This window comes from Allobosea minatitlanensis, assembly GCF_964020775.1.
Window position 1 is genome coordinate 7,501 of record NZ_OZ224509.1, and the last position, 25,842, is coordinate 33,342.

At 61.3% G+C, this 25,842-nt stretch carries 33 protein-coding genes and 5 pseudogenes (1 of these 38 only partly in view); 24 read left to right on the forward strand and 14 right to left on the reverse strand.

The features are described 5' to 3' along the window. From ACWH43_RS00035 to ACWH43_RS00055, 5 genes are all read right to left on the reverse strand, one after another. Positions 1–45, reverse strand: partial view of a recombinase family protein gene (locus ACWH43_RS00035; RefSeq protein ID WP_260348281.1) — the 5' portion only. 1,653 nt of this gene lie to the left of the window's left edge; the window shows 45 of its 1,698 coding nt (coding positions 1–45); its start codon is at positions 43–45; the stop codon falls past the left edge of the window. A 13-nt stretch (positions 46–58) separates the two neighbouring features. After that, positions 59–439 carry a helix-turn-helix domain-containing protein gene (locus ACWH43_RS00040; protein WP_151659454.1) on the reverse strand — a complete coding sequence of 127 codons (381 nt, stop codon included), beginning with the start codon at positions 437–439 and terminating at the stop codon, positions 59–61. Next, complete coding sequence (locus ACWH43_RS00045; protein ID WP_151659453.1) at positions 429–752, reverse strand: type II toxin-antitoxin system HigB family toxin; 324 nt, start codon at positions 750–752, stop codon at positions 429–431. The genes ACWH43_RS00040 and ACWH43_RS00045 overlap by 11 nt, the downstream gene beginning before the upstream one ends. Before the next feature lie 107 nt (positions 753–859). Further along, positions 860–1,114 carry a type II toxin-antitoxin system prevent-host-death family antitoxin gene (locus ACWH43_RS00050; RefSeq protein WP_158444776.1) on the reverse strand — a complete coding sequence of 85 codons (255 nt, stop codon included), beginning with the start codon at positions 1,112–1,114 and terminating at the stop codon, positions 860–862. Positions 1,115–1,155: 41 nt separating this feature from the next. Further along, complete coding sequence (locus ACWH43_RS00055; RefSeq protein ID WP_158444775.1) at positions 1,156–1,425, reverse strand: hypothetical protein; 270 nt, start codon at positions 1,423–1,425, stop codon at positions 1,156–1,158. Between the two features lie 89 nt (positions 1,426–1,514). Here ACWH43_RS00055 and ACWH43_RS00060 point away from each other — a divergent pair, with 89 nt between their 5' ends. From ACWH43_RS00060 to ACWH43_RS00075, 4 genes are all read left to right on the forward strand, one after another. After that, positions 1,515–1,745: a DUF6429 family protein gene (locus ACWH43_RS00060; RefSeq protein WP_024850028.1), complete on the forward strand. Its 231-nt coding sequence runs from the start codon at positions 1,515–1,517 to the stop codon at positions 1,743–1,745. 359 nt (positions 1,746–2,104) lie between these two features. Beyond that, a complete protein-coding gene (locus tag ACWH43_RS00065; RefSeq protein WP_158444774.1) occupies positions 2,105–2,782 on the forward strand; it encodes a DNA methyltransferase in 678 nt (225 codons plus the stop codon). A 305-nt stretch (positions 2,783–3,087) separates the two neighbouring features. Then, on the forward strand, positions 3,088–3,258 hold the full coding sequence (locus tag ACWH43_RS00070) for a transcriptional regulator domain-containing protein (RefSeq protein WP_260348280.1): 171 nt from the start codon (positions 3,088–3,090) through the stop codon (positions 3,256–3,258). Then, positions 3,191–3,826 (forward strand): DUF2285 domain-containing protein, encoded by a 636-nt coding sequence (locus tag ACWH43_RS00075; protein WP_446325284.1) that lies wholly within the window; start codon positions 3,191–3,193, stop codon positions 3,824–3,826. The genes ACWH43_RS00070 and ACWH43_RS00075 overlap by 68 nt, the downstream gene beginning before the upstream one ends. A gap of 5 nt (positions 3,827–3,831) precedes the next feature. On the opposite strand, the gene ACWH43_RS00080 is transcribed toward ACWH43_RS00075, so the two are convergent. Further along, positions 3,832–4,119, reverse strand: a complete 288-nt coding sequence (locus tag ACWH43_RS00080; protein WP_113501296.1) for a DNA -binding domain-containing protein — start codon at positions 4,117–4,119, stop codon at positions 3,832–3,834. 457 nt (positions 4,120–4,576) lie between these two features. Between ACWH43_RS00080 and ACWH43_RS00085 the strand changes: the two genes are divergently transcribed. The 17 genes and pseudogenes from ACWH43_RS00085 (at position 4,577) to ACWH43_RS00165 (ending at position 18,207) form a co-directional block, all read left to right on the forward strand. Continuing rightward, complete coding sequence (locus tag ACWH43_RS00085; RefSeq protein WP_113334130.1) at positions 4,577–4,849, forward strand: helix-turn-helix transcriptional regulator; 273 nt, start codon at positions 4,577–4,579, stop codon at positions 4,847–4,849. After that, positions 4,850–7,315: a replication initiator protein A gene (locus ACWH43_RS00090; protein ID WP_158444773.1), complete on the forward strand. Its 2,466-nt coding sequence runs from the start codon at positions 4,850–4,852 to the stop codon at positions 7,313–7,315. It abuts the gene before it with no gap. After that, positions 7,312–7,830, forward strand: coding sequence for a DUF2840 domain-containing protein (locus ACWH43_RS00095; RefSeq protein ID WP_448153384.1), 519 nt, complete (start codon positions 7,312–7,314; stop codon positions 7,828–7,830). The genes ACWH43_RS00090 and ACWH43_RS00095 overlap by 4 nt, the downstream gene beginning before the upstream one ends. Next, positions 7,827–8,372: a S26 family signal peptidase gene (locus ACWH43_RS00100; protein ID WP_158444770.1), complete on the forward strand. Its 546-nt coding sequence runs from the start codon at positions 7,827–7,829 to the stop codon at positions 8,370–8,372. The genes ACWH43_RS00095 and ACWH43_RS00100 overlap by 4 nt, the downstream gene beginning before the upstream one ends. Before the next feature lie 68 nt (positions 8,373–8,440). Further along, positions 8,441–8,776, forward strand: a complete 336-nt coding sequence (locus ACWH43_RS00105; RefSeq protein ID WP_158444768.1) for a DUF736 domain-containing protein — start codon at positions 8,441–8,443, stop codon at positions 8,774–8,776. 4 nt (positions 8,777–8,780) lie between these two features. Continuing rightward, positions 8,781–9,704, forward strand: coding sequence for a lytic transglycosylase domain-containing protein (locus ACWH43_RS00110; protein WP_158444766.1), 924 nt, complete (start codon positions 8,781–8,783; stop codon positions 9,702–9,704). Then, complete coding sequence (locus tag ACWH43_RS00115) at positions 9,701–10,021, forward strand: hypothetical protein (protein WP_448153385.1); 321 nt, start codon at positions 9,701–9,703, stop codon at positions 10,019–10,021. The genes ACWH43_RS00110 and ACWH43_RS00115 overlap by 4 nt, the downstream gene beginning before the upstream one ends. Before the next feature lie 818 nt (positions 10,022–10,839). Beyond that, positions 10,840–12,072 carry a DUF3363 domain-containing protein gene (locus tag ACWH43_RS00120; RefSeq protein ID WP_448153654.1) on the forward strand — a complete coding sequence of 411 codons (1,233 nt, stop codon included), beginning with the start codon at positions 10,840–10,842 and terminating at the stop codon, positions 12,070–12,072. 331 nt (positions 12,073–12,403) lie between these two features. Continuing rightward, positions 12,404–12,886, forward strand: a pseudogene (locus ACWH43_RS00125) (transposase); the annotation flags it as partial. A gap of 283 nt (positions 12,887–13,169) precedes the next feature. After that, positions 13,170–13,556, forward strand: coding sequence for an ArsR/SmtB family transcription factor (locus tag ACWH43_RS00130; RefSeq protein WP_158444758.1), 387 nt, complete (start codon positions 13,170–13,172; stop codon positions 13,554–13,556). A 113-nt stretch (positions 13,557–13,669) separates the two neighbouring features. After that, positions 13,670–13,846, forward strand: a pseudogene (locus tag ACWH43_RS00135) (YgaP family membrane protein); the annotation flags it as partial. Positions 13,847–13,874: 28 nt separating this feature from the next. Then, on the forward strand, positions 13,875–14,303 hold the full coding sequence (locus ACWH43_RS00140; protein WP_121984109.1) for a TIGR01244 family sulfur transferase: 429 nt from the start codon (positions 13,875–13,877) through the stop codon (positions 14,301–14,303). 48 nt (positions 14,304–14,351) lie between these two features. Continuing rightward, positions 14,352–15,233: an MBL fold metallo-hydrolase gene (locus ACWH43_RS00145; protein WP_121984110.1), complete on the forward strand. Its 882-nt coding sequence runs from the start codon at positions 14,352–14,354 to the stop codon at positions 15,231–15,233. Positions 15,234–15,237: 4 nt separating this feature from the next. Next, the gene (locus tag ACWH43_RS00150; protein WP_113501309.1) at positions 15,238–15,579 is read left to right on the forward strand and encodes an ArsR/SmtB family transcription factor; all 342 of its coding nucleotides are present in this window, start codon (positions 15,238–15,240) and stop codon (positions 15,577–15,579) included. Between the two features lie 3 nt (positions 15,580–15,582). Continuing rightward, positions 15,583–16,011 (forward strand): YeeE/YedE family protein, encoded by a 429-nt coding sequence (locus ACWH43_RS00155; protein WP_121984111.1) that lies wholly within the window; start codon positions 15,583–15,585, stop codon positions 16,009–16,011. Beyond that, on the forward strand, positions 16,011–16,454 hold the full coding sequence (locus ACWH43_RS00160) for a DUF6691 family protein (RefSeq protein WP_113501311.1): 444 nt from the start codon (positions 16,011–16,013) through the stop codon (positions 16,452–16,454). The genes ACWH43_RS00155 and ACWH43_RS00160 overlap by 1 nt, the downstream gene beginning before the upstream one ends. Before the next feature lie 22 nt (positions 16,455–16,476). Beyond that, positions 16,477–18,207 carry a SulP family inorganic anion transporter gene (locus ACWH43_RS00165; RefSeq protein ID WP_113501312.1) on the forward strand — a complete coding sequence of 577 codons (1,731 nt, stop codon included), beginning with the start codon at positions 16,477–16,479 and terminating at the stop codon, positions 18,205–18,207. Positions 18,208–18,716: 509 nt separating this feature from the next. On the opposite strand, the gene map is transcribed toward ACWH43_RS00165, so the two are convergent. From map to ACWH43_RS00195, 6 genes are all read right to left on the reverse strand, one after another. Beyond that, the gene (map, locus tag ACWH43_RS00170; RefSeq protein ID WP_113501314.1) at positions 18,717–19,490 is read right to left on the reverse strand and encodes a type I methionyl aminopeptidase; all 774 of its coding nucleotides are present in this window, start codon (positions 19,488–19,490) and stop codon (positions 18,717–18,719) included. 1 nt (position 19,491) lies between these two features. After that, positions 19,492–19,698: a ParD-like family protein gene (locus ACWH43_RS00175; RefSeq protein WP_035211856.1), complete on the reverse strand. Its 207-nt coding sequence runs from the start codon at positions 19,696–19,698 to the stop codon at positions 19,492–19,494. Positions 19,699–19,861: 163 nt separating this feature from the next. Beyond that, positions 19,862–20,899: a DUF3817 domain-containing protein gene (locus tag ACWH43_RS00180; protein WP_260348272.1), complete on the reverse strand. Its 1,038-nt coding sequence runs from the start codon at positions 20,897–20,899 to the stop codon at positions 19,862–19,864. Between the two features lie 199 nt (positions 20,900–21,098). Next, positions 21,099–21,494 (reverse strand): CopD family protein, encoded by a 396-nt coding sequence (locus ACWH43_RS00185; protein ID WP_113501315.1) that lies wholly within the window; start codon positions 21,492–21,494, stop codon positions 21,099–21,101. A 124-nt stretch (positions 21,495–21,618) separates the two neighbouring features. Continuing rightward, complete coding sequence (locus tag ACWH43_RS00190) at positions 21,619–21,837, reverse strand: hypothetical protein (protein ID WP_035211836.1); 219 nt, start codon at positions 21,835–21,837, stop codon at positions 21,619–21,621. Next, positions 21,830–22,168, reverse strand: a complete 339-nt coding sequence (locus ACWH43_RS00195) for an ArsR/SmtB family transcription factor (RefSeq protein WP_174813370.1) — start codon at positions 22,166–22,168, stop codon at positions 21,830–21,832. Before ACWH43_RS00195 ends, ACWH43_RS00190 begins: the two co-directional genes overlap by 8 nt. A gap of 241 nt (positions 22,169–22,409) precedes the next feature. On the opposite strand from ACWH43_RS00195, the pseudogene ACWH43_RS00200 reads away from it, so the two are divergent. Together ACWH43_RS00200 and ACWH43_RS00205 are read left to right on the forward strand one after the other, a co-directional pair. Further along, positions 22,410–22,621: pseudogene (locus ACWH43_RS00200) on the forward strand (transposase); the annotation flags it as partial. Between the two features lie 208 nt (positions 22,622–22,829). Beyond that, positions 22,830–23,525 carry a glutathione S-transferase family protein gene (locus ACWH43_RS00205; protein WP_260348271.1) on the forward strand — a complete coding sequence of 232 codons (696 nt, stop codon included), beginning with the start codon at positions 22,830–22,832 and terminating at the stop codon, positions 23,523–23,525. 388 nt (positions 23,526–23,913) lie between these two features. On the opposite strand, the pseudogene ACWH43_RS00210 reads toward ACWH43_RS00205, so the two are convergent. After that, positions 23,914–24,417: pseudogene (locus tag ACWH43_RS00210) on the reverse strand (MFS transporter); the annotation flags it as partial. A 257-nt stretch (positions 24,418–24,674) separates the two neighbouring features. Between ACWH43_RS00210 and ACWH43_RS00215 the strand changes: the two are divergent. After that, a pseudogene (locus ACWH43_RS00215) lies at positions 24,675–24,927 on the forward strand (DDE-type integrase/transposase/recombinase); the annotation flags it as partial. 90 nt (positions 24,928–25,017) lie between these two features. Here the strand turns inward: ACWH43_RS00215 and ACWH43_RS00220 are convergent. Then, a complete protein-coding gene (locus ACWH43_RS00220; RefSeq protein ID WP_158444751.1) occupies positions 25,018–25,809 on the reverse strand; it encodes an alpha/beta fold hydrolase in 792 nt (263 codons plus the stop codon). Positions 25,810–25,842 lie beyond the last annotated feature (33 nt).

Here is a 25,842-nt window from a genome sequence, read left to right on the forward strand (position 1 = left end):
CTGGTTATCGGAGGAATAGCGGGCATAAAGGGCGACGCGCGTCATGGCATAGACTCCTTCAGGCAACCTTGTCGAAGCGGCTCGGCCGGATCAGCACTTCGGCCGAAATGCCCAGGTGGTTGTGCAACTGCCGGATCATCTCGATGGACAGTCCCCGCTTGCGGTTCAGGACATCGGCCACCCGGTTGCGCGGGCCGATCATCGGCTCCAGGTCCCTGCGGGTCAGTCCCTGCTGCTCCATGCGGAACCGGATCGCCTCGATCGGGTCGGGCGGATCCATCGGATAGTTCTTCGCTTCATAAGCCTCGATCAGCGTCGCCAGCACGTCGAGCCGGTCGCCATCCGGCGTGCCGCTCTTCGCACCCCACAGCCGTTCCACTTCGGCAAGCGCCGCATCGTAATCCGCCTCGGTGCGGATGGGCTTCAGCTCAGTCGCCATGTCTGACCTCCGTCACGTCGATCCTGTCATATGCCTTGTGGGTGCCGATCCACTTGATCCAGACGATGCCCTTCTCGAAATCGACCGCCACCACGAGGCGATAATCGTTGCCCTTGATGTTGAAGACGATGCGTTCGGCGCTGACGATGCTGGCCGTCGCGTAGAGCCGCTTCACATCCGCCGAACTGGTCCAGTCCGCCTTGCTGACTTCGTCGAACCAGGCGTCGAGCGCGGCCTTGACCGCCGGCTGGTCCTTCTGCCCCGCGAGGCTGTCGACGAACTGCCGCAAGGTGCGGCGGGCAATGATCCTCATAGCGTACCTATATCACGGGACCAAAACGGTCACAAGAAGAATATGCGAATGCCCCGGCGCGGGTGTCGCGACGAGGCGATGACCGATGTGCGGGGCGCTCTGATCGCCTATCCGAGCGGGGCGTCCAGCGGCATGAGCCCGGCGTTCATCTCTGCGCGCTCAACCGCGTCGATGACGATATCGGCAGCTTCCGCCGTGCGGTGACGTCGCTGCGCGGCAGCCCGGAGCCAGTCATAGTGGTCGGCGCGCATCAGCACGAATTCGCGGCGACCGTGCCGGGTGATCTCCACCGGCGCTTGTCGCGCCTGATGCAAAAGTTCTTCGGGACTGGGCTGGAAAGAAATGGAATCAACAGTGGTCATGACTGCATCCTGAACAAACCCGGTGCCTGAAACCACAGGCATCACGCATCCTCGCCTGCTGGGCGCTTCTTCTGTACCCTGCGTTCCAGCGCCAGCTTGCGCTCGAACTGCTCGCGGGCGATCTGGCGGCCGAGCAGCCGGGTGAGGATCATGACCGCTTCGTCGGCGCGACTGCCGCCGTTCCGCGCCGGTTCCGACGAGGCCGGAGGTCCAAAGACCTCAATGTTGATCCTGCTGCGTTTGAGCGCCATCGTCTCCAAAAATCCCATTGCCCGGAGGGGGCAGGGACCATCGAAGAACCGCTCGTGCATGAAAGGAAAGCCCCGCGTCGCACCCGTGCGGCATATGGGATACTGTAGCGTATAATCAGGATGCTCTGGAATCGGGAGAACATCGCGCAATGGAGATCGACAAGGACAGGATCGACGATGCGATTCTCGCGCTGCTCTACCTGACGCTCGACGGGGACGGCCGAGCATGGAAGGGATTCGACTGGAGCGCGATGAACCGACTGCACGAGAAGGGCTTCATCGGCAATCCGGTCAACAAAGCGAAATCCGTCTGGCTTACGGACAAGGGGATCGTCAGATCGGAACAGCTTTTTCGTGAGATGTTCATGGTCCAAAGATGAGCCCCCCGGATCGCTCTCCGGAAAGTGCGAAAGTATTAAGTTGCCAGCTTTAGCGTATGGCAGCAGAAATCTGAAGTGAGCCGCCGGGCGTCTGCCTTGCACGCAAGCTCATCCGTACGAAAGCCGAAATAACCCGGTTTCTGAAGCAAGAGCTAAGGGCGCTGCCCTCGCGCGGCCCAAGAAAACTCTCTGGCCTTTCGCGGCATAAACGGCTCGCCCCCCGCAAGCGGGTCCCCTCCATTTATTCCACGGTGCCAAAGACTTTCCTTGCACCTTGCTACCCCGGTCTCGCCGACGGGCAAGGGTTCAGGAGCGAGCGCTTCGCTTCCTCTGAACCCTGCAACCGGAAAGGAAGACCCATGACCCGCACCTTCAACACCCCGCGCAACGTGATCGTCAATGCCGATTGCATCCAGGCGATGCGTTCTTTTGAAAGGGGATCGGTGGACTTCATTCTGACCGATCCGCCCTATCTCGTGAACTATCGGGATCGCAACGGCAGGAAGGTGGCGAACGACGACAATGCTCGCTGGCTCCGCCCCGCCTTCAACCAGATGCACCGCGTTTTGAAGGATGGCGGTTTCGCCGTTTCCTTCTATGGCTGGAACAAGGTCGATCTGTTCATGGACGCATGGAAGGCGGCAGGTTTCCGCATTGTCGGACATATCGTGTTCCGCAAGCGTTATGCGTCGTCGGCGAAGTTCCTGCGCTATCAGCATGAACAGGCTTACTTGCTGGCGAAGGGCAATGTTTGTCTGCCTGAAAATCCCATCCCGGACGTGATCGACTTCCCCTATGCGGGCAACAAGCTGCACCCGACGCAAAAGCCGGTCGAAGCCTTGGCGCCGTTGATCGAGGCTTTCACGAAGCCCGGCGAGCTTGTGCTGGACCCGTTCAGCGGCAGCGGCTCCACCCTGGCGGCGGCGCAGCAGATCGGCCGCGACTGGATCGGCATCGAGCTGGACAGCGGCCACCACCAGACGGCCAGCAGGCGGCTTGCATGGATGCAGCAGAAGGGCGACAGGGCGGCCGCATAGGCCGCCCCTTTTTCTCTGGCCAAAGTGCCTGCCATGTGCGGGCACCTCCTGTACGCGCGGAAAGTCATATCTTCGACCGAGCAAACGCTCGCCGGGCTACGCCCGGCTCGCGACAGGAGACGTCAGGGCAATCCGACGCAGAGTGATCACCTTCCGCGATCAACATATCTGGGACGCGCGGCTTCTTCGTCTTGCTTTGATTGCATAAAATCCTCTGCCGGGGCGTCGCCCTGCGCGCCCCGGTTTTGGGAGGTGACGCCATGCTCAGCATCGACTGGCGTTCACCGGCGGCGTACAGGCATACGATGCACCTTCCGGCCGCCGGGTTCGCCTGGGAATATCTCCGCCGGAACGAGGATTACCGTCAGGATTACAACGCGGCCGTGCTGACGGACCAACCGGCTGACCGTGACCTTGACGTATTTGCCAACCGTTGGGGGTTGCGATTTCCCCTGCGACCCCGACGTGCCGCCTGATTGCCAGACACCGTTCTGGAATCCGAGCCTCTATCCTGAAGCCGTGATGCTGTCACCTGTAGAACGCAGGAACGGCGACACGGAACCGATCGTTACGCTGGCCCAGCTTGACGATCTCGATTTGCGCCGCGCCGCCGATGGCTGGCATGGTATCTGGCGAGCCAACGGTGTTGCGCATCAGTTCTGGCTGCCCGGGGCGATACCGGACGCAGCGGCATTTTATGCGCTCACCCTGCCCATGGACGTCTATCTGGAACTTCGTGCACATGCGGCCCGTCGTTTCTGGCGCTCTCTCAATGGCCGGGCGTCAGGTCCCGATTTTCGGGCGTTTCCTGCACAGCGCCGGCAATGGTACATCCTGTCTTTACGGGCGCTCGACGCAAGGCTGTGTGGAGAGAGTTATCGCACCATCGCAAAAGTCCTGCTCGGCTTTCGCGGGACCAAGGAGGACTTCGAGGGCGACCCGCGCAAGAGCAAAGCGCGTCGCCTTGTGGCACATGGCACCAGGATGATGCGAGGCGGGTATCGCCTGTTGCTGCATTATCCGATCAAACCTGGCAAGCGTTGACCGCTTCAGGACTTGCTGGTCGGTGATTGCCTCAGAAGATTGCGATATCCCTCGCGCGAAAGCCATTGTGCGCGCTCCAGGTGGCTTTGCCAGCACCGATAAGTACGCGTCTCGTCGGCGACCGGGTCGCGGTGCAGGACAATCTGCGCGACTTCCTTCCAGTCCGCCCCTTCGGCCCTGGCGTCGAGAAGCCTCAGATAGGTCACGAAATGCCGCTCGTCATAGCTGGTGATCTCGTTGCCTGTCGGTGCCTCATCATCCACATCGGGGTCGAGTTCGACGGGCGTTCCCATTGTCAATCCCCTTCTTCCCGGAGAGCCTTGCTTGCGGTGCGCCCCCGCAAATGGCCCCTCAGACCTGGTGATCGGGGAGTTCGAAACCGTGACTAGACGGCCCCATGGCCTTTAGGCGGGTAGCCCTGGACATACGCCACAGGCTCCCCGACCATAGGGTCAAGGAGTGTGGTGCCGTCACGGCCGACACCAACCGCTAGTCAGGGGTTTCGACGCCCCGGAGCAGCGCGTCTGCTCCGCTTTCATTCATAGCCGAGCCGGGCACGGTTGTCTTTACCGTTTGAGCCCGGCTGACTTCTTCTCACGGAAATACTCCCATTTCACTTCCGCCTTGAGGGGTGCCGCCAGCGCAGGGGCGCAAATGCGGCACGCTACATGCCGCACGTCGTTCGCCATGGTTCGCCACAGCCTGCCGCCCTCTCGGCGGCCGTTTGTCTGACCAACCGGAGGCGATACCATGATCCACGGCCGCAATGCCGACCTGCCGCCACGGCTGCTTCGCACGCAGGAGGCTGCGCGCTTCCTCGGCATATCGCTGCGCACTCTCGAAAAGCACCGAACCTACGGCACCGGCCCCGTCTACCGAAAGATCGGGGGACGGGTCGTCTATGCCGTGCAGGATCTGGAAGCCTGGAGTGCAATCGGCGCACGCAAGTCCACTCGCGACGCGAACGCCCGCACGGTCTTTCCCGCGCGACCGCTGACACCTGCGGAGCGGGAAGAACTCTGAATGCTGCGTGACGACGATCATAGACCAGCGCAGACGGAAGTGGTCAGCGAGCGCAGCCATCTCGACCCGTTCGTGGTGGCGACCGGGGACGCTGCGCCGCGTGACCAGCGCGACCTGATGGAACGGCCGTTCTTTTCGCTCGGCAAGCGCCCACGCATGAAACCGATTCTCTACAAGGGCGCAGATGTCGAGGTGCAGGTCTTCGCCATGCCCGAACATGGCATGGCGACCATCTGGGATGCTGATGTCCTGATCTGGGCCGCGTCGCAGATCGTCGCAGCCGAAAACAGCGGCATCCCGACTTCACGTTTCTTCCGTTTCACGCCCTATCAGTTGCTGCGTGCGATCGGACGCCCGACCGGGAACCATCAGTATCAGCTTCTGAAGGCGGCGCTTGGTCGCCTGCAATCCACCGTTGTCGCCACGACGATCCGTAACGGCCCGAACTGGCGCCGGCGGCAATTCTCATGGATCAACGAGTGGGAGGAAATGACAACGCGCTCCGGCCGCGTGGAGGGCATGGAGTTCGTCCTGCCCGAATGGTTCTACCAGAGCGTTATCGACCGCTCTCTGATCCTGACCATAGACCCGGCCTATTTCCGGCTGACTGGCGGCATCGAGCGATGGCTCTATCGCGTTGCCCGCAAGCATGCCGGCCACCAACCTGACGGCTGGGCTTTCGAGATCAGCCACCTTCACGAAAAGTCCGGCAGTCTCGCGCGGTCGTCCGACTTCGCGCTCGACCTGCGCCGGATCGCCGCCCGCCAGCCGCTGCCCGGATACCGTCTCGAAATCGAGTGGGAGGATCGGCGCGAATTGGTGCGTTTTTACCCCGGAAACTTATCCACAGTGCCTGTGGATAACCATGTGGAACCTATCGGCAGATTAGGCGCAAACAGTATCGGCACATTAGGCGCAAATCGCGCCGCGCACTTTATAGAAGAATCTAACAAAGAATCTAACTTCTATTCTTTGACGCGCGCACTCGACCTGTTCAGCGCCGCCGCGGGCGGCTGGTCGCTCGGCCTGCACCGCGCCGGCTTCGTTACCATCGCCGCCTGCCAAATCGTCGAATGGCGGCGCATCCTTTATGCAGAGAACAATCCCCATGTCAGACTCTACGAGGACGTGCGCGGACTCACGGCAGCTCACCTTGTTTCCGACCTTGGAGTCCTGCCCGACATCGTCGTCGGCAGCCCGCCCTGCCAGGACATCAGCAGCGCCAACACCAAGGGCAAAGGGATCGACGGCGAGCGGTCGGGCCTCTACCTCGAAGCCGTCCGGCTTGTCGGAGATTGCCGCCCTCGCTGGTTCGCTTTTGAGAACAGCGCTAATCTCAGAACTCGCGGCGCTGACCGGCTGCTCGCTGAACTGGAAGCGCTCGGCTACGCCGTCGAACCGTGCGTGGTGGGTGCTGACAGCGTTGGCGCCAACCACGTCCGCAAGCGGTCCTGGCTTATCGGCTACGACCCCGAACAGCTTGCCCACGCCGGTATCGCAGTCCCAGCAGGGCGGCATCCGTCTGGAGGGTGGTTCGGGCGCGCGCCGGGCGATGAGGGAATCGGGCCTCTACGAGCTGTTCCGCAACCGCCCACTGCCGACGCCGATGGCATCGGACGGGATGAAGGATGGCGCGGGCGGCGGAGCGGGATCGACATATCCGCTGCGAATGATCCTTGCGACGCCGAGGAAGTCGGATGCGGATCGGGGTGGCCGGGGCGACGTTCTCAGCCAATTGCAGGGCCATGCCAGTCGACACGCGGGGATGATGGGAACGCCGACTGCGAACCCCGCACCGCGGGAGAGCGTTCTGCGCAAGCACAAGGGCCGGATGACATCGGACCAGGACGATTTCGACCGGACACCGACGATCAGCGAGGCGCTGCATTTCGACAGTCTGGAACGCTCCTGCAGCCTGATGCCGACGCCGGTAAAGCCGAACGGCGGGCGCAGGTTGAGCGCGCAGGAGATCGAGACAGGAAGGCGATTGAGCGGCGCGAAGGCGCAGATCGACACACCGAACCTGTTGCGCCATGCGGCGGAAATCCTGCCGACGCCGACGAAGAGAGACAGCAGGATGGACGGCTGGAGTCCGGCCTACGACCGCCGGAAATCTCCGACCATGGACGCGGTGATGAACGGGGCGATGACGGATCGCGCGCCGGACAAATGGGCGGGAGCGCGGGCGCTGGCGACGATGCTGCGGAGCCATGGGCTGACTGGAACGGCGGCCTTGCCCATCACCTACGGCTGGATGATGGGCTTTCCACCTGGGTGGCTGACACGCGCATTGCACTCGGCAGTCGCAAAGGGACTTCTGCGGCCAGTCTGATCGTCGAAGCTTTCGGCGACGCCGTTCTTCCGCAAATTCCCGAAGCCATTGGTCGCGCTATCCTGCGCACCGAAGCTGCGCTCGACGCGGTGCTCGCCCGCACATCCACCGACATTACCGGAGACGAACCATGATCCGTCGTTCCCACAGGAAGGCGCACGGTCGATCGCTGCCGGACGAACCCGCGCCGTTCACTACATTTGTCGAGCTGACCTTTCAGAAGCAGAGGGTCGAGCACTGGATACGCTTCGGCCGCAAGAGCTACGAACAGATCATCGACCGTCGCCGCAGCATCGTCGGCTTTCCGCCCGGCAGCATCTTCGCCTTCGTGCGATGGGCAGCAAACGACTTTGGCACCGTAGTCTCGCGCATCGACATCGTGCGCGCCATCGGTCGCGGCGAACCGTTCCAGACCTTGCCCTTCGTCCGGCCCGGTGGCGACATCCTTCTGCGCCTCAATGGCTGGGAGAAGGTGCAGCGGGCGCTTGCCGTCATCGACGCGTTGGAAGCCCTCGGTTTCGATCCGGCCAACGTGTCCCCGGATTACTGGCGGCACGTCCACAACCGCCTGACAGCTAACCTGGAACCGAGCGCCTACACGCCTGAGCGGCACGCCGCCTGGATTGGGCGACGGAGGATCGAGCCATGACGCGCCGCCGCGTCCTCACGGTGACGGTGCTGGCTGTCAGCGTCATCGCTGCCATGAGTGTCGTCGATATGCCGGCAAGGTTGATCTGGAATGCCACCGCCAGCGCGCCCATCGGCTTCTACACAGTCGTGCCGGCCGAGCGAATCGACGTGTCCGAACTGGTCGCCATCATGCCGCCCGAACCGCTCGCCGCCTACATGGTCGAGCGCGGCTATATCGCGCGAGGCGTCCCGCTCTTGAAGCGCGTCTTGGGCCTGCCGGGACAGCGGGTTTGCCGCGCCGGCCGCACGATCACGGTTGACGGAATCGAGATGGGCGAGGCGTTGGAGCGCGACAGCCTCGGCCGCGATCTGCCCATCTGGCAGGGCTGCCGCGTCATCGGTGACGGCCAGCTTTTCCTCATGAATTGGGAAATCCGAGACAGCCTGGACGGTCGTTATTTCGGACCCATCCCCGCAAGTTCCGTCATCGGCCGCGCCATCCCGCTCTGGACCAATGAGGAAGGCGACAGCCGCTACGAGTGGAGCGCACAGACGCATTGACTGCTTCCCCATCAGCGGGAGCGGTGCCCGCCGACGGTCTTTCCAACCTCACCGCCAAGGAGATTGTCATGCCTCAGATCGGTCAGTTCACGCGCGAGAAAAACGGCTATCTAGGTCGCATCCACACACTCACCCTCGATCGCGAACTCTTCATCGTTCCGGTGGAGGAGGCGGACGCAGAGAATGTCCCCAACTACCGCGTCCATCACGGTGCCGTTGAAGGACCGGAGATCGGTGCAGCCTGGAAACGCACCGGCGAAAAGGCTGGCGAATACCTTTCGGTGCTGCTGGACGATCCAACATTCCCGCATCCCATCCGCGCCAACCTGTTCCGCGACGATGACGCGGGCGCGTCGTGGTCGCTGCACTGGAGTCGCCCAAGACCGCGTGACGAGCGGGACTAAGGCCATGCATTTCCGCGCCATCCCCTTGCTCAGAACTCACATCCCGTTGATCGGGGAAAGGTCGTCTCATGCCGTCGTCCTGCTCAGGCAAAAGACGGTTGGCGCGCACAGCGGAGGTCAGTGGCGGCTTTGCGCGGGCACGTACACCTTGGCTTTGGCAGCGATGAGAGTGCTGGCAGTTTGGCTCCCCGACATATCCCGGGCGGTGCGGCGCTATGCCGTTGTCTTGACAACCGGTCTGTTGTCGCTTGGCAGCGGATCGGCGATTGCTGTTGCACAATCGACACTGATCGTTCGGCCTGCCGTCATTGAGCCCTATACCGCTTATATCGCCGAAGCGGCGCGGCGCTTCGGAATTCCCGAAGACTGGATTTGCGCCGTTCTGCACGCCGAAAGTGCCGGCGATACGCTGGCGGTGTCCCCGGCCGGGGCGATGGGATTGATGCAGGTCATGCCCGACACCTGGGCGGGCCTACGGGTCCGTCACGGCCTTGGTCGTGATCCCTACGATCCGCGCGACAACATCATGGCGGGCGCGGCCTATCTGCGCGAAATGTGGGATCGCTACGGCAATGTCGGCGCGATGCTGGCGGCCTACAATGCCGGTCCCGGCCGTTACGACGAATACCTTGCGACCGGGCGGGTATTACCTGCAGAAACCCGCGCCTATGTCGCCACCCTTGCGCCGATCCTCGGCGGCGCGGCCGCGTCAGAAGTGCCTGCGCTGGCACCGCCGCCACCACCCGACTGGCGCGAGGCCGGGCTGTTCGTCATGCGCTCGGCGGACGCACGGACTGCCGTAGCATCGTCATCCGAAGCGCGACCCGATGACGTTCGCGCAACCGTTCCGGTGCGCGATCCTGTTCGCACCAAACCTCAGGACGGCAGCATTTTCGTCGCCCGCACGGACGACGGGGGAACACCATGAAGGCGGCGTTCCCGCACTCCGCGCAATCCGTTCCGGCGTCCAGACAGGCAGGATTGTGCCTGGCTGAATTGTCGGCAGGAAAGGCGAAGACGACAGGGAAGGCGGAGGGCAAGATTAAAGAAGACGGCACCATGTCGGGCCGCTTCTGGAAATTATGGTTGTCTGCACACTGGTTAGGCGGCCAATTCCGGCACCATGGTTTTGAGGGGCCGCGTGCTGCGATTTTGCGCAAAGCCTTGGCTTTGCAGGGTTTCGAGCGGCACCATAGGCCCATATCGGCCTCTTTTCGGCGGTTTTGGCTGGAGTCGCGCCCGTGAGCGCCGACGACGAAAACTGTTTCCGCCCGAAGCCCGGCCGCATCCGATCCGACACGCCGAAGACCGGCAAGACCAAGAGCTTTCTCACGCAGGTCAGGAAGATTACTCGGCAGCATCAGGCGGCGGCCTCCCGCGCCCCTTGCATGTCGTCATCCGCCCGCCCGTCATCGCCGGGCCGGTCCCGTGCCGTGGTCGCCAGCGGCAAGGGTGTGAAGCGCGGCCGGGGCGCGAGCTTCGTGCGCGCCCGCAACATCTCCGGCCAATGGCATCATCGCCAGCCGGGCAGCCGCCGCGTGATCGTCAAGCAGCGCAGCGTCCGGGCCGCATGGAAGGACGGCCGCGCCCGCGCGCATCTGCGCTATGTCCAGCGTGACGGAACCTCGCGCGACGGCGAGCGTGGCCGGCTCTATTCGGGGACCGAGGACCGGGCCGACGCTGACGACTTCCTTGAGCGCGGCAAGGACGACCGCCACCAGTTCCGGTTCATCGTCTCGCCCGAGGACAGCGCGGAGCTGTCTGACCTCACGGCCTACACCCGCGACCTCATGAAACAGGTGGAAGCCGACCTCGGCACGAAACTCGATTGGGTAGCGGTCAACCACTACAACACCGGCCATCCCCATGTGCATGTCATCGTCAACGGCCGCGACGATATGGGCGGGGATCTGGTCATCAACGGCGACTACCTTTCCGCCGGCCTGCGCGAACGGGCCAGCGAGCTTGCAAGCCTCGACCTCGGCCCCGTGACCGAGATCGAGCAGACCCGCAAGCTGTCGGCCGAGATCGACCAGGACCGTTTCACCCGCATCGACCGCGCCATGGCCGAGGAAGCCGATGCCCGTTTCCTCGACCTGCGTCATGAACCGGCAGAGCCGAAGCGGCAGTTCGAGCGAACGCTACGCCTGCGCCGCCTCGCCAAGCTGGAGAAGATGGGGCTGGCGACCGAGCACGCGCCCGGCGTTTGGGAATTGAGCAAGGACATGGAACCGGCCCTGCGCGAGCTTGGCGAGCGTGGCGACATTATCCGCACCATGCAGAAGGCGCTCGGCCCGCAGGGCGGCGAACGCGATCCCATGAGCTTCCAAATCCATGACGGAGCGCCCGAGACGCCTATTATCGGCCGTGTCGTGGACAAGCATCTGTCCGACGAGTTGGGCGAGAACCTGACCGTTGTGGTGGACGGGATCGACGGCCGCACACACCACATCGCGGGCATCGCGCCCGAAAGGCTGGAGGATGCCCGCATCGGCAGCGTCGTCCAGATCGGCCCGGCCGAGGCGGCAGCCCGGCCGTCCGACCGCACCATCACGGCTATCGCCGAGGATGGCATCTATCGGCCGAGCCGCCATCTGGAGCAGGCGAAGTTCGAGGGCCGCGTTCCGGGCGGCGACTATGAGGGCTATGTCGATGCCCATGTCCGCCGGCTGGAGGCGTTGCGCCGCGCCGGGATCGTCGAGCGGATCGACGCCGACCAATGGCGCATCCCCGATGATCTGGTCAGCCGCGCCGCCGCCTATGACGCCGGCCGCGACCGGCAGGCCAGCGTTCGCGTCCTTTCCCCGGTCGGTCTGGAAAAGCAGATCGGATCGGACGGCGCGACCTGGCTGGACCGGCGGCTGATCCAGGGCGAGACGGCCGACCTTGCCCCGACCGGCTTCGGCCAGCAGGTGCGCGAGGCCATGGACCGGCGCCGCGAGCATCATATCGAACAGGGCGACGCGACCCGAGCGCAGAACGGTCGCATCTTCTATCGGCGCAATCTTCTCGCCACGCTGCGCGAGCGCGAGGTTGCTCGTGTCGGCGCGGAGATAGCCGAGGGCAAGGGCCTGCCGTTCCGCGCCGCCATGGACGGCGAGAATGTCAGCGGCAGGTTCACCGGCACGGTGCAGTTATCCAGCGGCAAGTTCGCCGTGGTCGAGAAATCCCACGAGTTCACCCTTGTCCCGTGGCGGCCGGTCATCGACCGCCAGCTCGGCCGCGAGGTCATGGGCGTCGTGCAGGGCGGATCGGTGTCTTGGCAAGTTGGGCGGCAGAGAGGGGTGAGTCTTTAGTATAGCTGGATGGCTCCAGTATAGTCAGAACCTCAATTCTCTCCTGTAGTGACTGAGAGATGTCGCCACTTTTGATCGTTTTCTGCTGTTGCCTTGTCGGCACGTCGAACGTAATCAACCGCATCTGCGCCTCGATGAAACGGCTCTTTCTCATTCGTCTGCTCCTTCAGGGTTGAGCAGACTCTACATCATGGTGCGGGACTTCGTGGGGGGGCAGGTCATAGGCGCTCAGCCCCGCCGAAGCGATACGCGCACCAATCGAGGCAATTTGAAAGATATGGCCGCACCCTTGTTCGCGAAGGTTCGGAACAGCCGCTTTGCAGACATGGACATCCGTTTTCGCGGTGATGGCGAGTGGCGGGCCCGTAAGCATGGTGCAACGCACGGGCGGAAGTGGCGGAATGTTGACCTGGTGACGGCACCACGACAGGTGAAATCCGTGCTGTCGAGTTCACCTCCAGCCGACAAGGCGACAGCCCGATCCTGCCGGAGCTGATGTCGCAGATCCAGGTCACCGAGGATATCATGACAATTATAGCGGACGGAGCCTCCGACAAACGCCGCTGTCATGCCGCGATCCTTGAGTGCGGCGCGGAGCCGATCATTCCGATCCGAGGGAACAGCCGGGCCTGGAAACCCGATTGCCCCGCCGCGATCTCGCGCAATGAGATGCTGTGGACAACCTGATGTCTGACCGGGCTCTCTGGAAGAAATGGACAGGCTATCATGCACGAAGTCGTACCGAGGCCAAATGAACCGGCTCAAGCTCTTCGGCGAACGGAACATGTCACGCGATCCCGACCGCCAAACCGCCATAGGCTGCGCGAACAATTGCTTGCGCTGACGCATCTCTATCAGCGCTTTGGTTTCGGTAAGACCGCCGAAGAACAATTGCAGTTTGCATAAGCGCGACGCACTTCCAGTGCATCGGGACGGGCTAGGATCTGGTTGCCGTTGCGCAATGCTGTCAGCCAGGGGCTCGGTCGGGCATTCGCCATGGTGTAGCTCTCCTTGGACAAAGGTCGATCCTGCGCCGCACCGAGCACGCCAAATTTTCCCATTGACCTATATATTCAAATCATCGTAGATTCGCAGTAATGAAAATCGATCTCGAATCCATGCAGACCGCCGCCGACGATGCCAGCGAATTGCTGAAGGCGCTCGCTAATCGGCACCGCCTCCTGATCCTGTGCCAGCTCATCGAGGGCGAAAAATCAGTCGGGCAACTCGCGGAGTTCCTCGGCATTCGCGACTCGACCGTGTCCCAGCACCTGGCCTTGCTGCGCCGTGATCGACTCATCGCAGGCCGACGGGACGGCCAGACCATCTGGTATCGGATCGAAAGCGAGCCGGCCCGCAGCGTCCTGAGCGTGCTCTACAAGTCCTTTTGCGAGCCGCGGGCAGCAAAGGGAACGGCCACGCTCGCCGACGGTCCTTCTGCGGGAAATCGCGCTTCCGGGCGCAGGAAAGTCACGCAGGACTGATCGGGAATGGAGGCCGAGCCGTTGTTGAACTTGTGCACGCTGATAGTTGCAATTTTTTGCAATCGTTGTCGCGAAATAATCGGTGCGCGACCTTCAAACGAAAGGAATGGACCATGACCAAAAATGTCGGAGGCATCGATCGCATCCTCAGGATCATCGTCGGTCTCGCGCTGCTGTCGCTCATCTTTCTGCTTGACGGCAACGCACGCTGGTGGGGGTTGATCGGGCTCGTTCCGCTGCTGACGGGCCTGTTCTCGACTTGCCCGGTCTATCCGCTCTTCGGCTTCAACACGTGCCCTCTCAAAGGGGGGGGCGGCAATGAAGCCTGTCCGGATCAACGACCGGCTGTCGATCTGCGAACAGCTCAGCACCAGCGATGTCAGCACGGCCGCCGGGTCCGGCATTCGGGCCCTGATCAACAATCGGCCGGATGGCGAGGATTTCGACCAGCCGCGTGCCAGCGAAATTGCCGAGGCCGCCGCGCAGGCCGGACTCGCCAGTACGCATATTCCCGTGCGCGCGGCCGAGATCAGCGAAGATACCGTGCGGGCGTTTCAACGCGCGCTCGCTGATAGCGACGGCCAGGTTCTTGCCTTCTGCCGGTCCGGCACCCGTTCCCTGACGCTCTGGACCCTCGGCGAGGTTCTCGACGGCCGCATGGCGAAAGACGACGTCATCCCCTTCGGGCGGGAACGCGGCTTCGATCTGTCAGGAGCCGTTGCCTGGCTGGGAGCCCATGGCCACTAGCACCGCAAATCCATTTTCAGCACACGAACCTTCAGAAAGGCAGTTCCTATGGCCCCGAAACCGGAAGTGACCGGCTTCTTCGACCGTCGCACGTGGTCGATCCAATATGTCGTCGCCGATCCCGAGACGAAGAAATGCGCGATCGTCGATCCCGTCTATGACTTCGACGAGAAGTCAGGCCAGACGGCTTCGACGAATGCCGACCGCATCCTCGAATTCGTGCGGGACAAGGGTTACGAGGTCGAGTGGATCCTCGACACCCATCCGCATGCCGATCATTTCTCGGCTGCTGCCTACCTGAAACAGAAGACAGGCGCACAGACCGCCATCGGCGAGAAGGTCACCGAGGTCCAGAAGCTGTGGAAGGACTTCTATAACTGGCCGGATTTCCCGGCCGACGGCTCCCAGTGGGACCGGCTCTTCGCCGACGGAGACACCTTCCGGGTCGGCAATATCGATGCCAAGGTGATGTTCTCGCCCGGCCATACGCTCGCCTCGATCACCTATGTCATCGGCGATGCCGCCTTCGTCCATGACACGCTGTTCATGCCCGACAGCGGAACGGCGCGCGCCGACTTTCCCGGCGGCAGCGCCAAGGTGCTGTGGAAGTCGATCCAGGACATTCTGGCGCTTCCCGACGAGACCCGCATCTTCACCGGTCATGACTATCAGCCCGGCGGCCGGGAACCGCTGTGGGAGTCGACGGTCGCCGAGCAGAAGGCGAAGAACATCCACATGGCCAAGTACAAGACGGAAGAGGAGTTCGTCGCCGCGCGCGAGGCCCGCGACAGAACTCTGCCCATGCCGAAGCTGATCCTGCATTCGCTGCAGATCAACACCAGGGGTGGCCGTCTGCCCGAACCGGAAGCGAACGGCCGGCGCTATCTCAAGATCCCGCTCGATCTGTTGACAGGCGCATCCTGGGACTGAACCGGTGATCGAAAAGCTCTCCTGCGAAGCCGCCGATCTGAAGGCCAATGTCGATGAGGCATCGGCCTTCCTGAAGAAGCTGTCCAATCCGGACCGCCTGCTGGTCTGTTGCGCTCTCGTGGAGGGCGAGCGCTCCGTGCGCGAGCTCGAGGATCTGCTTGGCATCCGCCAGCCGGGCCTCTCGCAGCAGCTCGCCGGTCTTCGCGAGGCAGGACTGATCGCCGGCCGCAAGGAGGGTAAGCACGTCTTCTATCGGCTCGCCGACGCCCGCGTCGCCGCCTTCATCCACACCATGCATCGGTTGTTCTGCCAAACCGGCACGACCAACACACAACCACGAGACTGATCGATGACCGAGTTCACACCGCTTGCCTCCCTTCTCGGGGGCGCTTTGATCGGCCTTGCCGCCATCCTCCTCATGGCCTTTCACGGCCGCATCGCCGGCATGACCGGCATTCTCTCCGGGCTCCTTCCGCCCTTGTCGAATGACTGGGCCTGGCGCGCTGCTTTCATCGCAGGGGCAGTCGCGGCTCCCGCTTTGATTATCGTAGCCGGGGCTTCAGCCGTGCCGTTCGAAAGCCCGGTTCCCACGCCCTGGCTCATCGTCGGCGGTCTCATCGTCGGCATCGGCGTCCATTTTGGCGGAGGCTGCACGTCGGGCCATGGCGTCTGCGGGCTTGCACGCCTCTCGCCGCGCTCGATCGCCGCCGCCCTGATCTTCATGGCTTCGACGGCGCTCACCGTCTTCGTTGTCCGTCACCTTCTCGGAGGCTTCTGATGGCCCGAATCCTTTCCGCCCTGATTGCCGGGCTCATTTTCGGCGCCGGCATCGCCATTTCCGGCATGATCAATCCCGCCAAGGTGCTCAACTTCTTCGACTTCGCCGGAACCTGGGACCCGTCGCTGGCCTTCGTGATGGGCGGCGCGCTCGTGGTCACCGCCATCGGCTACAGTTTCATCCTGAAGCGCCCGGCGCCGCTCTTCGACAAGACGTTCCATCTGCCGACGGCACGCAAGCTCGATCTTCCGCTTGTTGCCGGCTCGGCCGTGTTCGGCATCGGCTGGGGCATCACCGGCTTCTGTCCGGGCGGTGCCGTTCCGGCTCTCGGTCTCGGAGAGTCGAGCGCGCTGATCTTCGTCGGCTCGATGCTCGCGGGCATTGCGCTGGCACGCTTCGTCCGCCGTTCGGTTGCCGCACGCACGCAATCGCGCGTCGCCTGAGCAGCGGGAGAGCTACAGGAACATGCGTCTTCCCGCCATCAGGATCCAGCGCTTCCTCCCGATGCTCGACTGGGCACGGGCCTATGACCGCACGACACTCACCAATGATGTCGTTGCCGCGATCATCGTGACGATCATGCTGATCCCGCAATCGCTGGCCTATGCGATGCTCGCCGGCCTGCCGCCTGAAGTCGGCCTTTACGCCTCGATCCTGCCGCTTGTGGCCTATGCCCTGTTCGGCACCAGCCGCACGCTCGCAGTCGGCCCCGTCGCCGTCGTTTCCCTGATGACGGCCTCTGCCGTCGGCCAGGTCGCCGCGCAGGGTACGGCCGACTATCTCACGGCGGCGATCGTGCTGGCGCTGCTGTCAGGCGTCATGCTCGTGCTGATGGGCCTGCTGCGGCTCGGCTTCCTCGCCAATTTCCTCAGCCATCCGGTGATTTCCGGCTTCATCACCGCGTCCGGCATCCTGATCGCCGCCAGTCAGCTGAAACACATCCTCGGCGTTACGGCCGGCGGCGACACGCTCCTCGAGATGATCATCGCGCTTGCCCGCCTGGCCGCCGAGATCAATCCCTACACCGTCGCCATTGGCGGCGGCGCACTGGCCTTTCTCTATTTCGCGCGCACCCGCCTGAAGCCTCTGCTGATCGGCATCGGCGTCGCGAAGCGCGCAGCCGACCTTGCGACCAAGACGGCGCCGATCCTGGCCGTGGCCGTCACGATCCTGCTCGCCGTCGCCCTCGACCTTGCCGCGAAGGGCGTGGCGCTTGTCGGTTCGATCCCGCAGGGTCTGCCGGCGCTCAGCTTCCCGCAGGTTTCTGTCGAGCTGATCATGACGCTTGCCGCGCCGGCCTTTCTGATCAGCATCATCGGCTTCGTCGAATCCGTCTCCGTTGCCCAGACGCTCGCCTCGAAGCGCCGGCAGCGGATCGTCCCGGACCAGGAGCTCATCGGCCTCGGCGCGGCGAATATCGCCGCCGGCCTCTCCTCTGGCTATCCGGTGACCGGCGGCTTCGCCCGCTCCGTCGTCAATTTCGATGCCGGCGCCGAGACCCCCGCGGCCGGCGTCTTCACGGCTGTCGGCATCGCCTTCGCCACACTCTTCCTCACCCCGCTGCTCACCAGCCTCCCGCAGGCGACGCTGGCCGCAACCATCATCGTCGCGGTGCTGTCGCTCGTCGACTTCAAGGCGATCCGCCATGTCTTCCACTATTCGAAGGCCGACTTCTCCGCCATGGCCGCGACGATCATCGTCACGCTGCTCTGGGGGGTGGAGCCGGGTGTCGTTGCCGGCGTGGCGCTCTCGCTGTTTCTGCACCTCTACCGCACCAGCAAACCGCATATGGCGATTATCGGCCAGGTGCCGGGCACCGAGCACTTTCGCAACGTCGAGCGACACCAGGTTCTGACCGATCCGCAGATCCTGTCGATTCGCGTCGACGAAAGCCTTTATTTCGCCAACAGCCGCTATCTCGAGGATCGTATTGCCGAACTCGTTGCGCAAAGGCCGGACGTCCGCCACGTCGTGCTGATGTGTTCCGCCGTCAACGCCATCGACGCCAGCGCGCTGGAAAGCCTGGAGGAGATCAACCACCGACTCAGGGATGCCGATGTCACCTTCCATCTGACCGAAGTGAAAGGCCCGGTAATGGACCGGCTGGAGCGGGCCGACTTCCTTGACCACCTGACCGGCAGGGTCTTCCTCAGCCAGTTCGAGGCCATAAGTGCGATCCGTAGCGCAAATCCCTGACCCTCACTCGCTCTGCGGCTTTATCCCGAACCCGGTCGCGCGCTGTAACGGCGATGCATTTGCTCTTGGTGCTCTGCCAGCACAACGGGTAGGCACAGACCTCGCATGCCCGCCCGCGAATCGTTATCGCCGCGGCGGGTGCGACTGGTCTCTCACTGGCTTCGCGGTTCAGAAGGGCCATGCCCGGCGCGACGATCACCATCATCGACGCCAGGAGGGAGCATCACATCCAGTCGGGCTTCACTTTTGACGGGGCCGGTCTCTTGGCAGGTGAAGTCCTCGACTGGAAATCAGCTACGGACTTCGAACGCAGGGCCGCCGGGCATGAGCACCGGACCGGGACAAAATCGGAACAGGTCCACCCGACGGCGTCCATTATACGGTAGTGGGTACTTTCTTCTCCGAAGAACTCCCGGCCGACCGATCAACCTGGACGGTTGCAGGCGTTTTCGCGCGTTCGGCGCCCTTCGTTATAGGGAGAGGAAAACACCGTTAGCATTGGTGGGCGGTCAACTTGCCACCGCCGCTCTTTCATCTCGACGCAGGGTCAGGACTTCTACGCCGTTTCTTGTGACTGCGACTGTGTGCTCAAACTGGGCGGATAGCTTTCCGTCACTTGTCAAGACGGTCCATCCGTCTTCAGCCGTGGTGACCTTACGAGAGCCCTGATTAATCATCGGCTCGACGGTGAATACCATACCCTCTCGCAGTTCGATCCCTGTTCCCGGTCGGCCAAAATTCAATACCTGCGGTTCTTCGTGCATCTCGCGGCCGATGCCATGTCCGCAATATTCACGCACTACAGAACAGCCGTTCCTTTTGGCGTGACGCTCGATAGCGAAGCCGATATCGCCCAGATGAGCACCGGGACGGACCTGCATTATGCCTTTCCACATCGCCTCCTGTGCGATGCGTACAAGCCGTCGCGCAGCAGGGCGAACATTGCCGACAAGATAGGTCTTGCTCGAATCTGCAATGTAGCCGTTCTTTTCGAGCGTGATATCAAAATTGACGATGTCGCCATCACGAATGATCTCATTTCTGTCGGGAACGCCGTGGCAGACAACGTCGTTGATTGAGCAGTTCAGCACATACTTGAAACCATACTGGCCTTTGCTGGCAGGACGGGCGGCGAGGTCCACGCTGATGAAGCGTTCCACCAGATCGTTGATCTGCAACGTTGACATGCCGACCAAATCTTGCCGATCGAGCATTTCGAAGACGGACGCCAACATCTTGCCCGATATGCGCATGAGCGCCAGCTCATCAGGAGTCTTGACCATGTCAGGCGGCTTCTAGGTCCTTTGGTTGTCGTTCCGCCGCCTCCAGTTGCATTTTGACAATGTCATTGAAGGACAGGGTTGGATTGGCCTCGGCCAGCATGCCGATCTTCATCCAGAATTCAGCCTGCGCGTTGATGGAGCGGCACATGACCGAACTGGCCTTTCGAACCTCATCGTGCAGCGCTTCGTCAATTTTTACGATGCCCATCGCAATCCCCAGACGCATGATTCATATATAAATCGTATATGCATCATTCTCATCGCGGTCAAGGGATAAGCGGGAAACTAGCTTTCAGAGACGGATAGCCACTGCGAAATCCTCGCTTTCTGCTCTACCGCAATGGAATGCCGAGAGGGGAGATCGTGATGCCCTAACTCAAGGTTTGGCCTACTGACGCGGGGTTGATCTCCCGATTGTCTCTCCGACGAAGCAATGCGTCGAAAATAAACGTGCCACCGGGTACGATACTCGCGAGAATTGCCCATATCACAACTGATGTGGTCCATCTGTTTGGGCGCCGCGCCAGCATTACAGCTATGACATACAAGACAAACAGCGCGCCGTGGACCGGACCCATCAGCCGAACGAGTTCGGGGTGCCCTCCAAAATGTTTAAGAGGAACTGCGATCCCCATTAGCACAAGCAACGATATGCCTTCAGCTCGCGCAAAGAAGCGAAACCGTGTTGTTTCAGAGCTTTCCGGCGCCTGAACGATCCCTGCGACCGATTCAACGCCCCGTAGCTTTCGTGACCAACGGATAAGGAAATAGGTTAAGATCGGGATAGCGCAGATGACCGGAAACAGCATCCGCCAGTCCAATGGCCAGTCGAGGCCGGTGAGGTTGCCGAGTTGAGTGTTGAGGAATGAGGCAACGCCACAAGTCAGAGCCAAACAGCTTGCAAGCATGTGATCAAGCACCCGTTGCCGAAACGTGGTGACGGCGGTGGTCAGCGCCATGAATTGGCGCGCGCATACAATAAGACCGAGTGCCCCGAAAACGATGGAGGCGCGCGCCTGCGGGGACGGTGCAGTATTAAATTGCACAATACCTGCGCCGATCATGGCCATGAAGGCGAACGTTCCCGCAAATGCGACGCTCCAGTCCAGCGAGGGGCGCGGAGCCTTGTTAATGTGCAAACTGCGCACCGACATGAGTACGAGATACCCGCTCAGCAGGCCGATCGTGGCCTGAAAAATGTCACGGCTCCAGAAAGCTAAGGGAAAGGCCGTAACTGCGGCAATAGCCATACCCCAGACGAATACGAGGCCCCATCTACGGTGCGAAATCCCACCTTTCCGGGTAAAGAGGGGGACGAAGCCGCCATACATGCCGATGAAGCCAGAAGCAACGTGGAGGAAAAGTACGGGATAGCTGACCCAAGCTGCTCCGTTTATGATACTGTTCATCGCGAGAACCTCTCTTTGTTTGCTGTTCCACGCATGGTTTTGGGAACGTCATCGTTTAGTGCTGCTAAGCGCATGTTCTCGACGCGCAGGCCTCAGGCTGACATCCGCCGAGGCAGCAGTTCCCCATCGCCGAAGCTGCTACTCCGGACTTCACCGTGGTTTTTGCGGATGTTGCTTTCTGTTGCTGGGTGCTCTGATCTCAGAATGGTTTGATGATCACCAGCAACACGATTGCGCTGATGCAGATAAACATCACCGGAAGCACGAGGCGCATAATGTCGGGCTGTTTCGGTGGCCCACATTGCACCCGCCGTAAACTGCTAGAGACCATGCCGTGGACCCCAGACAGGGCGATGACAATTACGAGCTTGACTGCGAGCCATATGCTCGCAAACCATCCGTGCCAGAATGCCATCGTCAGCCCGGCCGCCCACATCACGACCATGGCAGGCGTTGTTACGCTGCGATCGAACCGCACGAATCGGGCGATGGTCTCAGGCATTGCGTATAGAAGGGCGAGCGCTGCCGTCATGGTCCCACCGAACCAGATCACCATCGCTATGATATGGACAGACTTTATCAGTTCATAGAGCATCAGACCGCCATTCCGCACGATTATGACTGTGACAGGCCCGCTCTGGAGGCTACCAGCAACGGGAAGTCGCGCCGGGGGTGGCAGAGCCTCTTCAGCGTCGGATATCCATGACAACTACCCGTGGTCATTCGACGTCTTTCAGAAGTTTTTCCACCACATTAAGCCGGTTCGTCAGTTGCGCGATCTCCTGTCGCAAGCCTTCGATGGCCGCTACTGTTTCTTTTTCCTTCATTTCCAGCGCGCGGCCTCGGCGAGCGGCAGTCAGATACTTCATGGCAAACACGATGACGATCACCAAGAGCGTCAGAACAGACAGAATGATGAATGCGGGCGCGTTAGTCATTGTTGGCTCCTGAGTTGTGGTAATCGCTCGGCCTTGGGTGCGGTCCTGCCTCGGCAATGCTCTGAGGACTGATTGCCAGTGAAAACGGGCTGATCTCATAAAAATTGGCGAGCTTGCCGCTTTCTGCCGCCTCAAAAGCGCTGCGTACCAATCCTGCCCGTTCAAGCTTCAGGAGATGCATCTTCATCAGCGGGCGACTGATGCCTGCTTCTTTTGCCAACTGGCTGACGAAGGCGCGACGACCGTCCGCGAGGTTGGAAATAATCCAAAGTCGGACTGGATGTGCCAAAGCCTGGAGTCGTGTGAGCAATGTGGTCTCGTTGCCGGTCAAGCCGATCTCCTTTGAGTCAAGAAAAACTTACACGAAAGAAAATGTTTACGCAATGGGTGGAATTTCCTCTTGTTGTGCGCATCCTTCGCCACCTCTGAGCAGCGGCAATGAGCGCTCAGGCAGGAGGGGCACGTTATCGCATGCGAGGTGAGGTCCAGGCCTGATGATTAGCCCTCAAGGCTGTGTTGCACAAATCGGGTGATGAATTCTTCTCGTGAATCCAGTGTGATAGCTGGATGGCATGAGCAGAGCGATACCGCCACCTTCAGGGCCAGGAACTTGCGAGCCTATAACGAAGCACTGAAGCGCCGAGGCTCGCTGACTATCTGGTTCGATCCCGTCATGACCTGGGAAGCCGCACCTACCGGCAAGCGCGGGCCGCCGCGGGACTACGACGGCGCGGCCATACAGACCTGCCTGACGATGAAAGTGCTGTTCGGGATGGCGCTGCGGTAAACCACAGGGCTCTCCGACCCCGGTAGGACCGATCTTGAAGATGATACCTAAAGGATCATGGGACGGGGTCATTCAGCCCTGAGGCTGATTCGAACAACAACGATCGCCTGGGGCTTGAAATACGAAACTTATAAAGTTACATGATGGCGACCTGTCGAGAAACGCGATACTCTGTCAAGAGGCGCGATACTTGGAGAATGCTTCTATGAAACTCTACGAGATGGAATTCGGAGTCTATCCACGTCGTGTCAGCATTTACCTTGCCGAGAAAGGCATAACAGATGTCGAACGTTCGCCCTTCGACCTGAGCCAGGGCTGGCCGCCGAAAGACATGCTGAAACTGTCGCCGCTGGGCACTGTTCCGATCCTGCAGGTCGATCAGGACATCATCATCCGATCATCAATTGCGATCCTCGAGTATCTCGAGGAACGCTATCCGACGCCTCCCATGATCGGGAGCACGTTGGCCGAAAAGGCACGCACGCGGGAATTCGTCGCCCTCGCAGACGAGGCGACCACCATGTTCAGCTTCTGGGTTCGCAAGGCCAGCCCGCTCTTCACTGGCCGGGAGGAGCTCAATCGCGATGCGGCTCGGCTTGGCGCAGAATGGTATTATCGCCGGCTCCGCGAAATCGATATGCTGATGTCTGAGAAGGATGGTGAATTCCTCGTTGGAAATTCTCCTACTATCGCAGATTGCATCACCTACTCGACGGTTCAGTTCGCTCACGACCTGTATGATGTACCCTATCCCGAAGATGCGCCGCGTCTCATGGATTGGTTCCATCGGTTCGCAGCCCGTCCGAGCGCGACGAGCGTGCCGTTTCCGGCCGATCTTCGGGCCGCGACGCAGGGCTTGCCCGCACTGACTTGGGCAGATTATAATTTGAACGTCGTGTGACCGGGTTCCGGCTCAGTGACCGCGGGTGGTGCTTGCGACATCCGCTAGTGCCGCGATACCACCGCGGATAGTGGTGCGCGCTGCATTCCGCCCCGCAAGAACGCAAATTGCAGATGGTCGGGACCAAGTTCATTACTAACTCGGCCGGCGGGGTAGGAATGGTGTCCTCGTTTCGCTTGTGGCCCTGCGCTGTCGGCTGTTACCGCATAAGGTCCGCAGCTGGTGGACCCGTGTCGCGTCCTGCGATGTGGTTACAGTCAATGACGGTTCCCGGCCGAGAGCCAAGGTTGCGAGTGACTCGGGAAGATGGCGATGATCTTCATCGCAACTTTGGAGCAACAGTTGCCGTTTGCTGGCGCTCCTCGGAGCGTGCCAACGTCAGCGCGATTCATAGCCTCTGTACGGGCTCGTTAGCCGCGCGTTCGGATAGTGAATAGAGTAGTGCGACAACGGGCAGAGCGAATCCGATCCACGAAGTGAACGTCCAGCCACCTCGGGCATAAGCCCACCCTCCAACTGCCGAACCAGCAGCGCCGCCAACAAAGAAAGTCGCCATGTAAAGTCCGTTAAGGCGGCTGCGGAACTCCGCGCCAAGGGCGAAGATGGCCCGTTGGCCCAGTGTCATGTTTGCAGAGACGCCGAAGTCCAGAAGAATCGCCGCTATGACGAGCAATCCGAGCGAAAGTGTTGAACCAACTGGCGCGATATGGGTAAGCAAGAATGAGCCTGCTACCGACAGCATCGCAAAAACGGTGGCGAGATGTATCCAGCCACGATCAGCGATCCGACCGGCAACGGGCGCCGCGACCGCGCCCGCAACGCCTGCGAGTGCAAAGAGAGCAATCCCTCCTTGTGACATGCGGAACTCCGGCCCCGACAAAAGTAACGGGGTGAACCGCGCCGGTTTTGCCGAAGACTCCGACTTCCAATTAGGATGGAGCCATGACGAGCAAAACGACGAATAAATTTCCCTCGAGCTGCGAGAACGTTCGGTTCGATTGGTGTTTGACAACGAGGGGGATCATTCTTCCCACTGGACTGCCTGCCACTCGATCTCGGCCAAGATCGGCAGCTCGGCACATACGCTGTTGGATTGGGTAAAGAAGGTCGAGATCGATGCCGGCAAGCGGACAGGTCTGCCACCTATGTGCGACCTGGCGGGGGCTCGTCTACGTGGCCTTTGTGATCGATGCCTTCGCTCGCCGCATCGTCGGCTGGCGGCCGAGCCGGACCGCCCATGCCGGTCCGGTACCATCTTCAATGTCCTCGATCAGGCACTTCATAACCGGCGCCGGTCCATCGCGGCGGGCTCATTCATCCCTCCGACCGCGGCGTGCAATACGTGTCTATTCGTTCGCTATTCCGAACGGCCGGCAGGGGCAGTCTGATAGCATCGGGTAGCAGTCTCCGTACTGACCACCGCCAGGAGCATATCCCGGCGGCGAGATAATTATTCGGGGGGGGCAACGCCCCATTGCAGAATGCAGGCAGGTTACACATTCCGGCGAGTGAGATTTTCGCAGAAGTCTCGAATGAGCGCCGCTACTTCCCGGGGCGATTCCAGTATCGAGAGATGCCCAGTGCCGGCCAATACATGCATTTCGGCCCTTGGCATGCGGACCATTAGTTCGGTTCTTAACACGTCCAGTGTATCAACTTTATCCTGTTCACCTGCGATCACAACAGTGGGGACGGCAATCCTCGCGATATGCCCCGAAATATCCTCTTGGCTCATGTGTTGCGGCCAGGAAAATTTTGCGGCCGGTGCCCCTTTTAGGCTATCTTTTATAACTTGCTCGCGAATTTCGGCAGAAAGGGGCTTGGCGGTAAGCGCATTGTCGATAGTCGCCTCAACCGCTTCCCGGCTGCTATAAGCGCTGGCCATCGACTCTCGTGCCGCAGCGGGAAGATTCATCGGCGTGGGCGGGGATGGTGCTACCAGTACGAGACCCGCCAAGCCGACCGGTCGGAGTGATGCCATTAACTGGGCGATCTTACCTCCCATGGAATGACCGACCAACACGTAGCGGCGCAGATTAAGTGTCTTAATGACTCCCTCGATGTCTGAGCACATATTCGCCAACGTATAGCCCACGTTAGGCGCTTCGGATTGACCCCATCCACGAAGATCAATCGCGATGGTTTGGTAGCTCGTTGCAAGCTCCGCCGTAACATACTTCCAAGTTTGTGACGAGCCGCCCCAGTAATGCAAGAAGATTAAAGCTAATTCGCCTTTTCCTTGCTGATCGACGAACAACGAGATTCCGTTCGAGGTGATGTTCATGTTTAATTCGCCTTTCACCAGAGCATTTGCGGC

What these genes read in the sequence shown, in the direction of transcription:
- ACWH43_RS00155 (WP_121984111.1), top strand. Translation starts at nt 15,583, where the DNA reads ATGACCGAGTTCACACCGCTTGCCTCCCTTCTCGGGGGCGCTTTGATC.
- ACWH43_RS00095 (WP_448153384.1), top strand. Translation starts at nt 7,312, where the DNA reads ATGATCCGTCGTTCCCACAGGAAGGCGCACGGTCGATCGCTGCCGGAC.
- ACWH43_RS00205 (WP_260348271.1), top strand. Translation starts at nt 22,830, where the DNA reads ATGAAACTCTACGAGATGGAATTCGGAGTCTATCCACGTCGTGTCAGC.
- ACWH43_RS00090 (WP_158444773.1), top strand. Translation starts at nt 4,850, where the DNA reads ATGCTGCGTGACGACGATCATAGACCAGCGCAGACGGAAGTGGTCAGC.
- ACWH43_RS00105 (WP_158444768.1), top strand. Translation starts at nt 8,441, where the DNA reads ATGCCTCAGATCGGTCAGTTCACGCGCGAGAAAAACGGCTATCTAGGT.
- ACWH43_RS00190 (WP_035211836.1), bottom strand. Translation starts at nt 21,837, where the DNA reads ATGACTAACGCGCCCGCATTCATCATTCTGTCTGTTCTGACGCTCTTG.
- ACWH43_RS00130 (WP_158444758.1), top strand. Translation starts at nt 13,170, where the DNA reads ATGAAAATCGATCTCGAATCCATGCAGACCGCCGCCGACGATGCCAGC.
- ACWH43_RS00180 (WP_260348272.1), bottom strand. Translation starts at nt 20,899, where the DNA reads ATGAACAGTATCATAAACGGAGCAGCTTGGGTCAGCTATCCCGTACTT.
- ACWH43_RS00100 (WP_158444770.1), top strand. Translation starts at nt 7,827, where the DNA reads ATGACGCGCCGCCGCGTCCTCACGGTGACGGTGCTGGCTGTCAGCGTC.
- ACWH43_RS00160 (WP_113501311.1), top strand. Translation starts at nt 16,011, where the DNA reads ATGGCCCGAATCCTTTCCGCCCTGATTGCCGGGCTCATTTTCGGCGCC.
- ACWH43_RS00185 (WP_113501315.1), bottom strand. Translation starts at nt 21,494, where the DNA reads ATGCTCTATGAACTGATAAAGTCTGTCCATATCATAGCGATGGTGATC.
- ACWH43_RS00080 (WP_113501296.1), bottom strand. Translation starts at nt 4,119, where the DNA reads ATGGGAACGCCCGTCGAACTCGACCCCGATGTGGATGATGAGGCACCG.
- ACWH43_RS00050 (WP_158444776.1), bottom strand. Translation starts at nt 1,114, where the DNA reads ATGACCACTGTTGATTCCATTTCTTTCCAGCCCAGTCCCGAAGAACTT.
- ACWH43_RS00115 (WP_448153385.1), top strand. Translation starts at nt 9,701, where the DNA reads ATGAAGGCGGCGTTCCCGCACTCCGCGCAATCCGTTCCGGCGTCCAGA.
- ACWH43_RS00070 (WP_260348280.1), top strand. Translation starts at nt 3,088, where the DNA reads ATGCACCTTCCGGCCGCCGGGTTCGCCTGGGAATATCTCCGCCGGAAC.
- ACWH43_RS00120 (WP_448153654.1), top strand. Translation starts at nt 10,840, where the DNA reads ATGGCCGAGGAAGCCGATGCCCGTTTCCTCGACCTGCGTCATGAACCG.
- ACWH43_RS00060 (WP_024850028.1), top strand. Translation starts at nt 1,515, where the DNA reads ATGGAGATCGACAAGGACAGGATCGACGATGCGATTCTCGCGCTGCTC.
- ACWH43_RS00085 (WP_113334130.1), top strand. Translation starts at nt 4,577, where the DNA reads ATGATCCACGGCCGCAATGCCGACCTGCCGCCACGGCTGCTTCGCACG.
- ACWH43_RS00220 (WP_158444751.1), bottom strand. Translation starts at nt 25,809, where the DNA reads ATGAACATCACCTCGAACGGAATCTCGTTGTTCGTCGATCAGCAAGGA.
- ACWH43_RS00065 (WP_158444774.1), top strand. Translation starts at nt 2,105, where the DNA reads ATGACCCGCACCTTCAACACCCCGCGCAACGTGATCGTCAATGCCGAT.
- ACWH43_RS00040 (WP_151659454.1), bottom strand. Translation starts at nt 439, where the DNA reads ATGGCGACTGAGCTGAAGCCCATCCGCACCGAGGCGGATTACGATGCG.
- ACWH43_RS00145 (WP_121984110.1), top strand. Translation starts at nt 14,352, where the DNA reads ATGGCCCCGAAACCGGAAGTGACCGGCTTCTTCGACCGTCGCACGTGG.
- ACWH43_RS00165 (WP_113501312.1), top strand. Translation starts at nt 16,477, where the DNA reads ATGCGTCTTCCCGCCATCAGGATCCAGCGCTTCCTCCCGATGCTCGAC.
- ACWH43_RS00175 (WP_035211856.1), bottom strand. Translation starts at nt 19,698, where the DNA reads ATGGGCATCGTAAAAATTGACGAAGCGCTGCACGATGAGGTTCGAAAG.
- ACWH43_RS00055 (WP_158444775.1), bottom strand. Translation starts at nt 1,425, where the DNA reads ATGCACGAGCGGTTCTTCGATGGTCCCTGCCCCCTCCGGGCAATGGGA.
- map (WP_113501314.1), bottom strand. Translation starts at nt 19,490, where the DNA reads ATGGTCAAGACTCCTGATGAGCTGGCGCTCATGCGCATATCGGGCAAG.
- ACWH43_RS00045 (WP_151659453.1), bottom strand. Translation starts at nt 752, where the DNA reads ATGAGGATCATTGCCCGCCGCACCTTGCGGCAGTTCGTCGACAGCCTC.
- ACWH43_RS00140 (WP_121984109.1), top strand. Translation starts at nt 13,875, where the DNA reads ATGAAGCCTGTCCGGATCAACGACCGGCTGTCGATCTGCGAACAGCTC.
- ACWH43_RS00110 (WP_158444766.1), top strand. Translation starts at nt 8,781, where the DNA reads ATGCATTTCCGCGCCATCCCCTTGCTCAGAACTCACATCCCGTTGATC.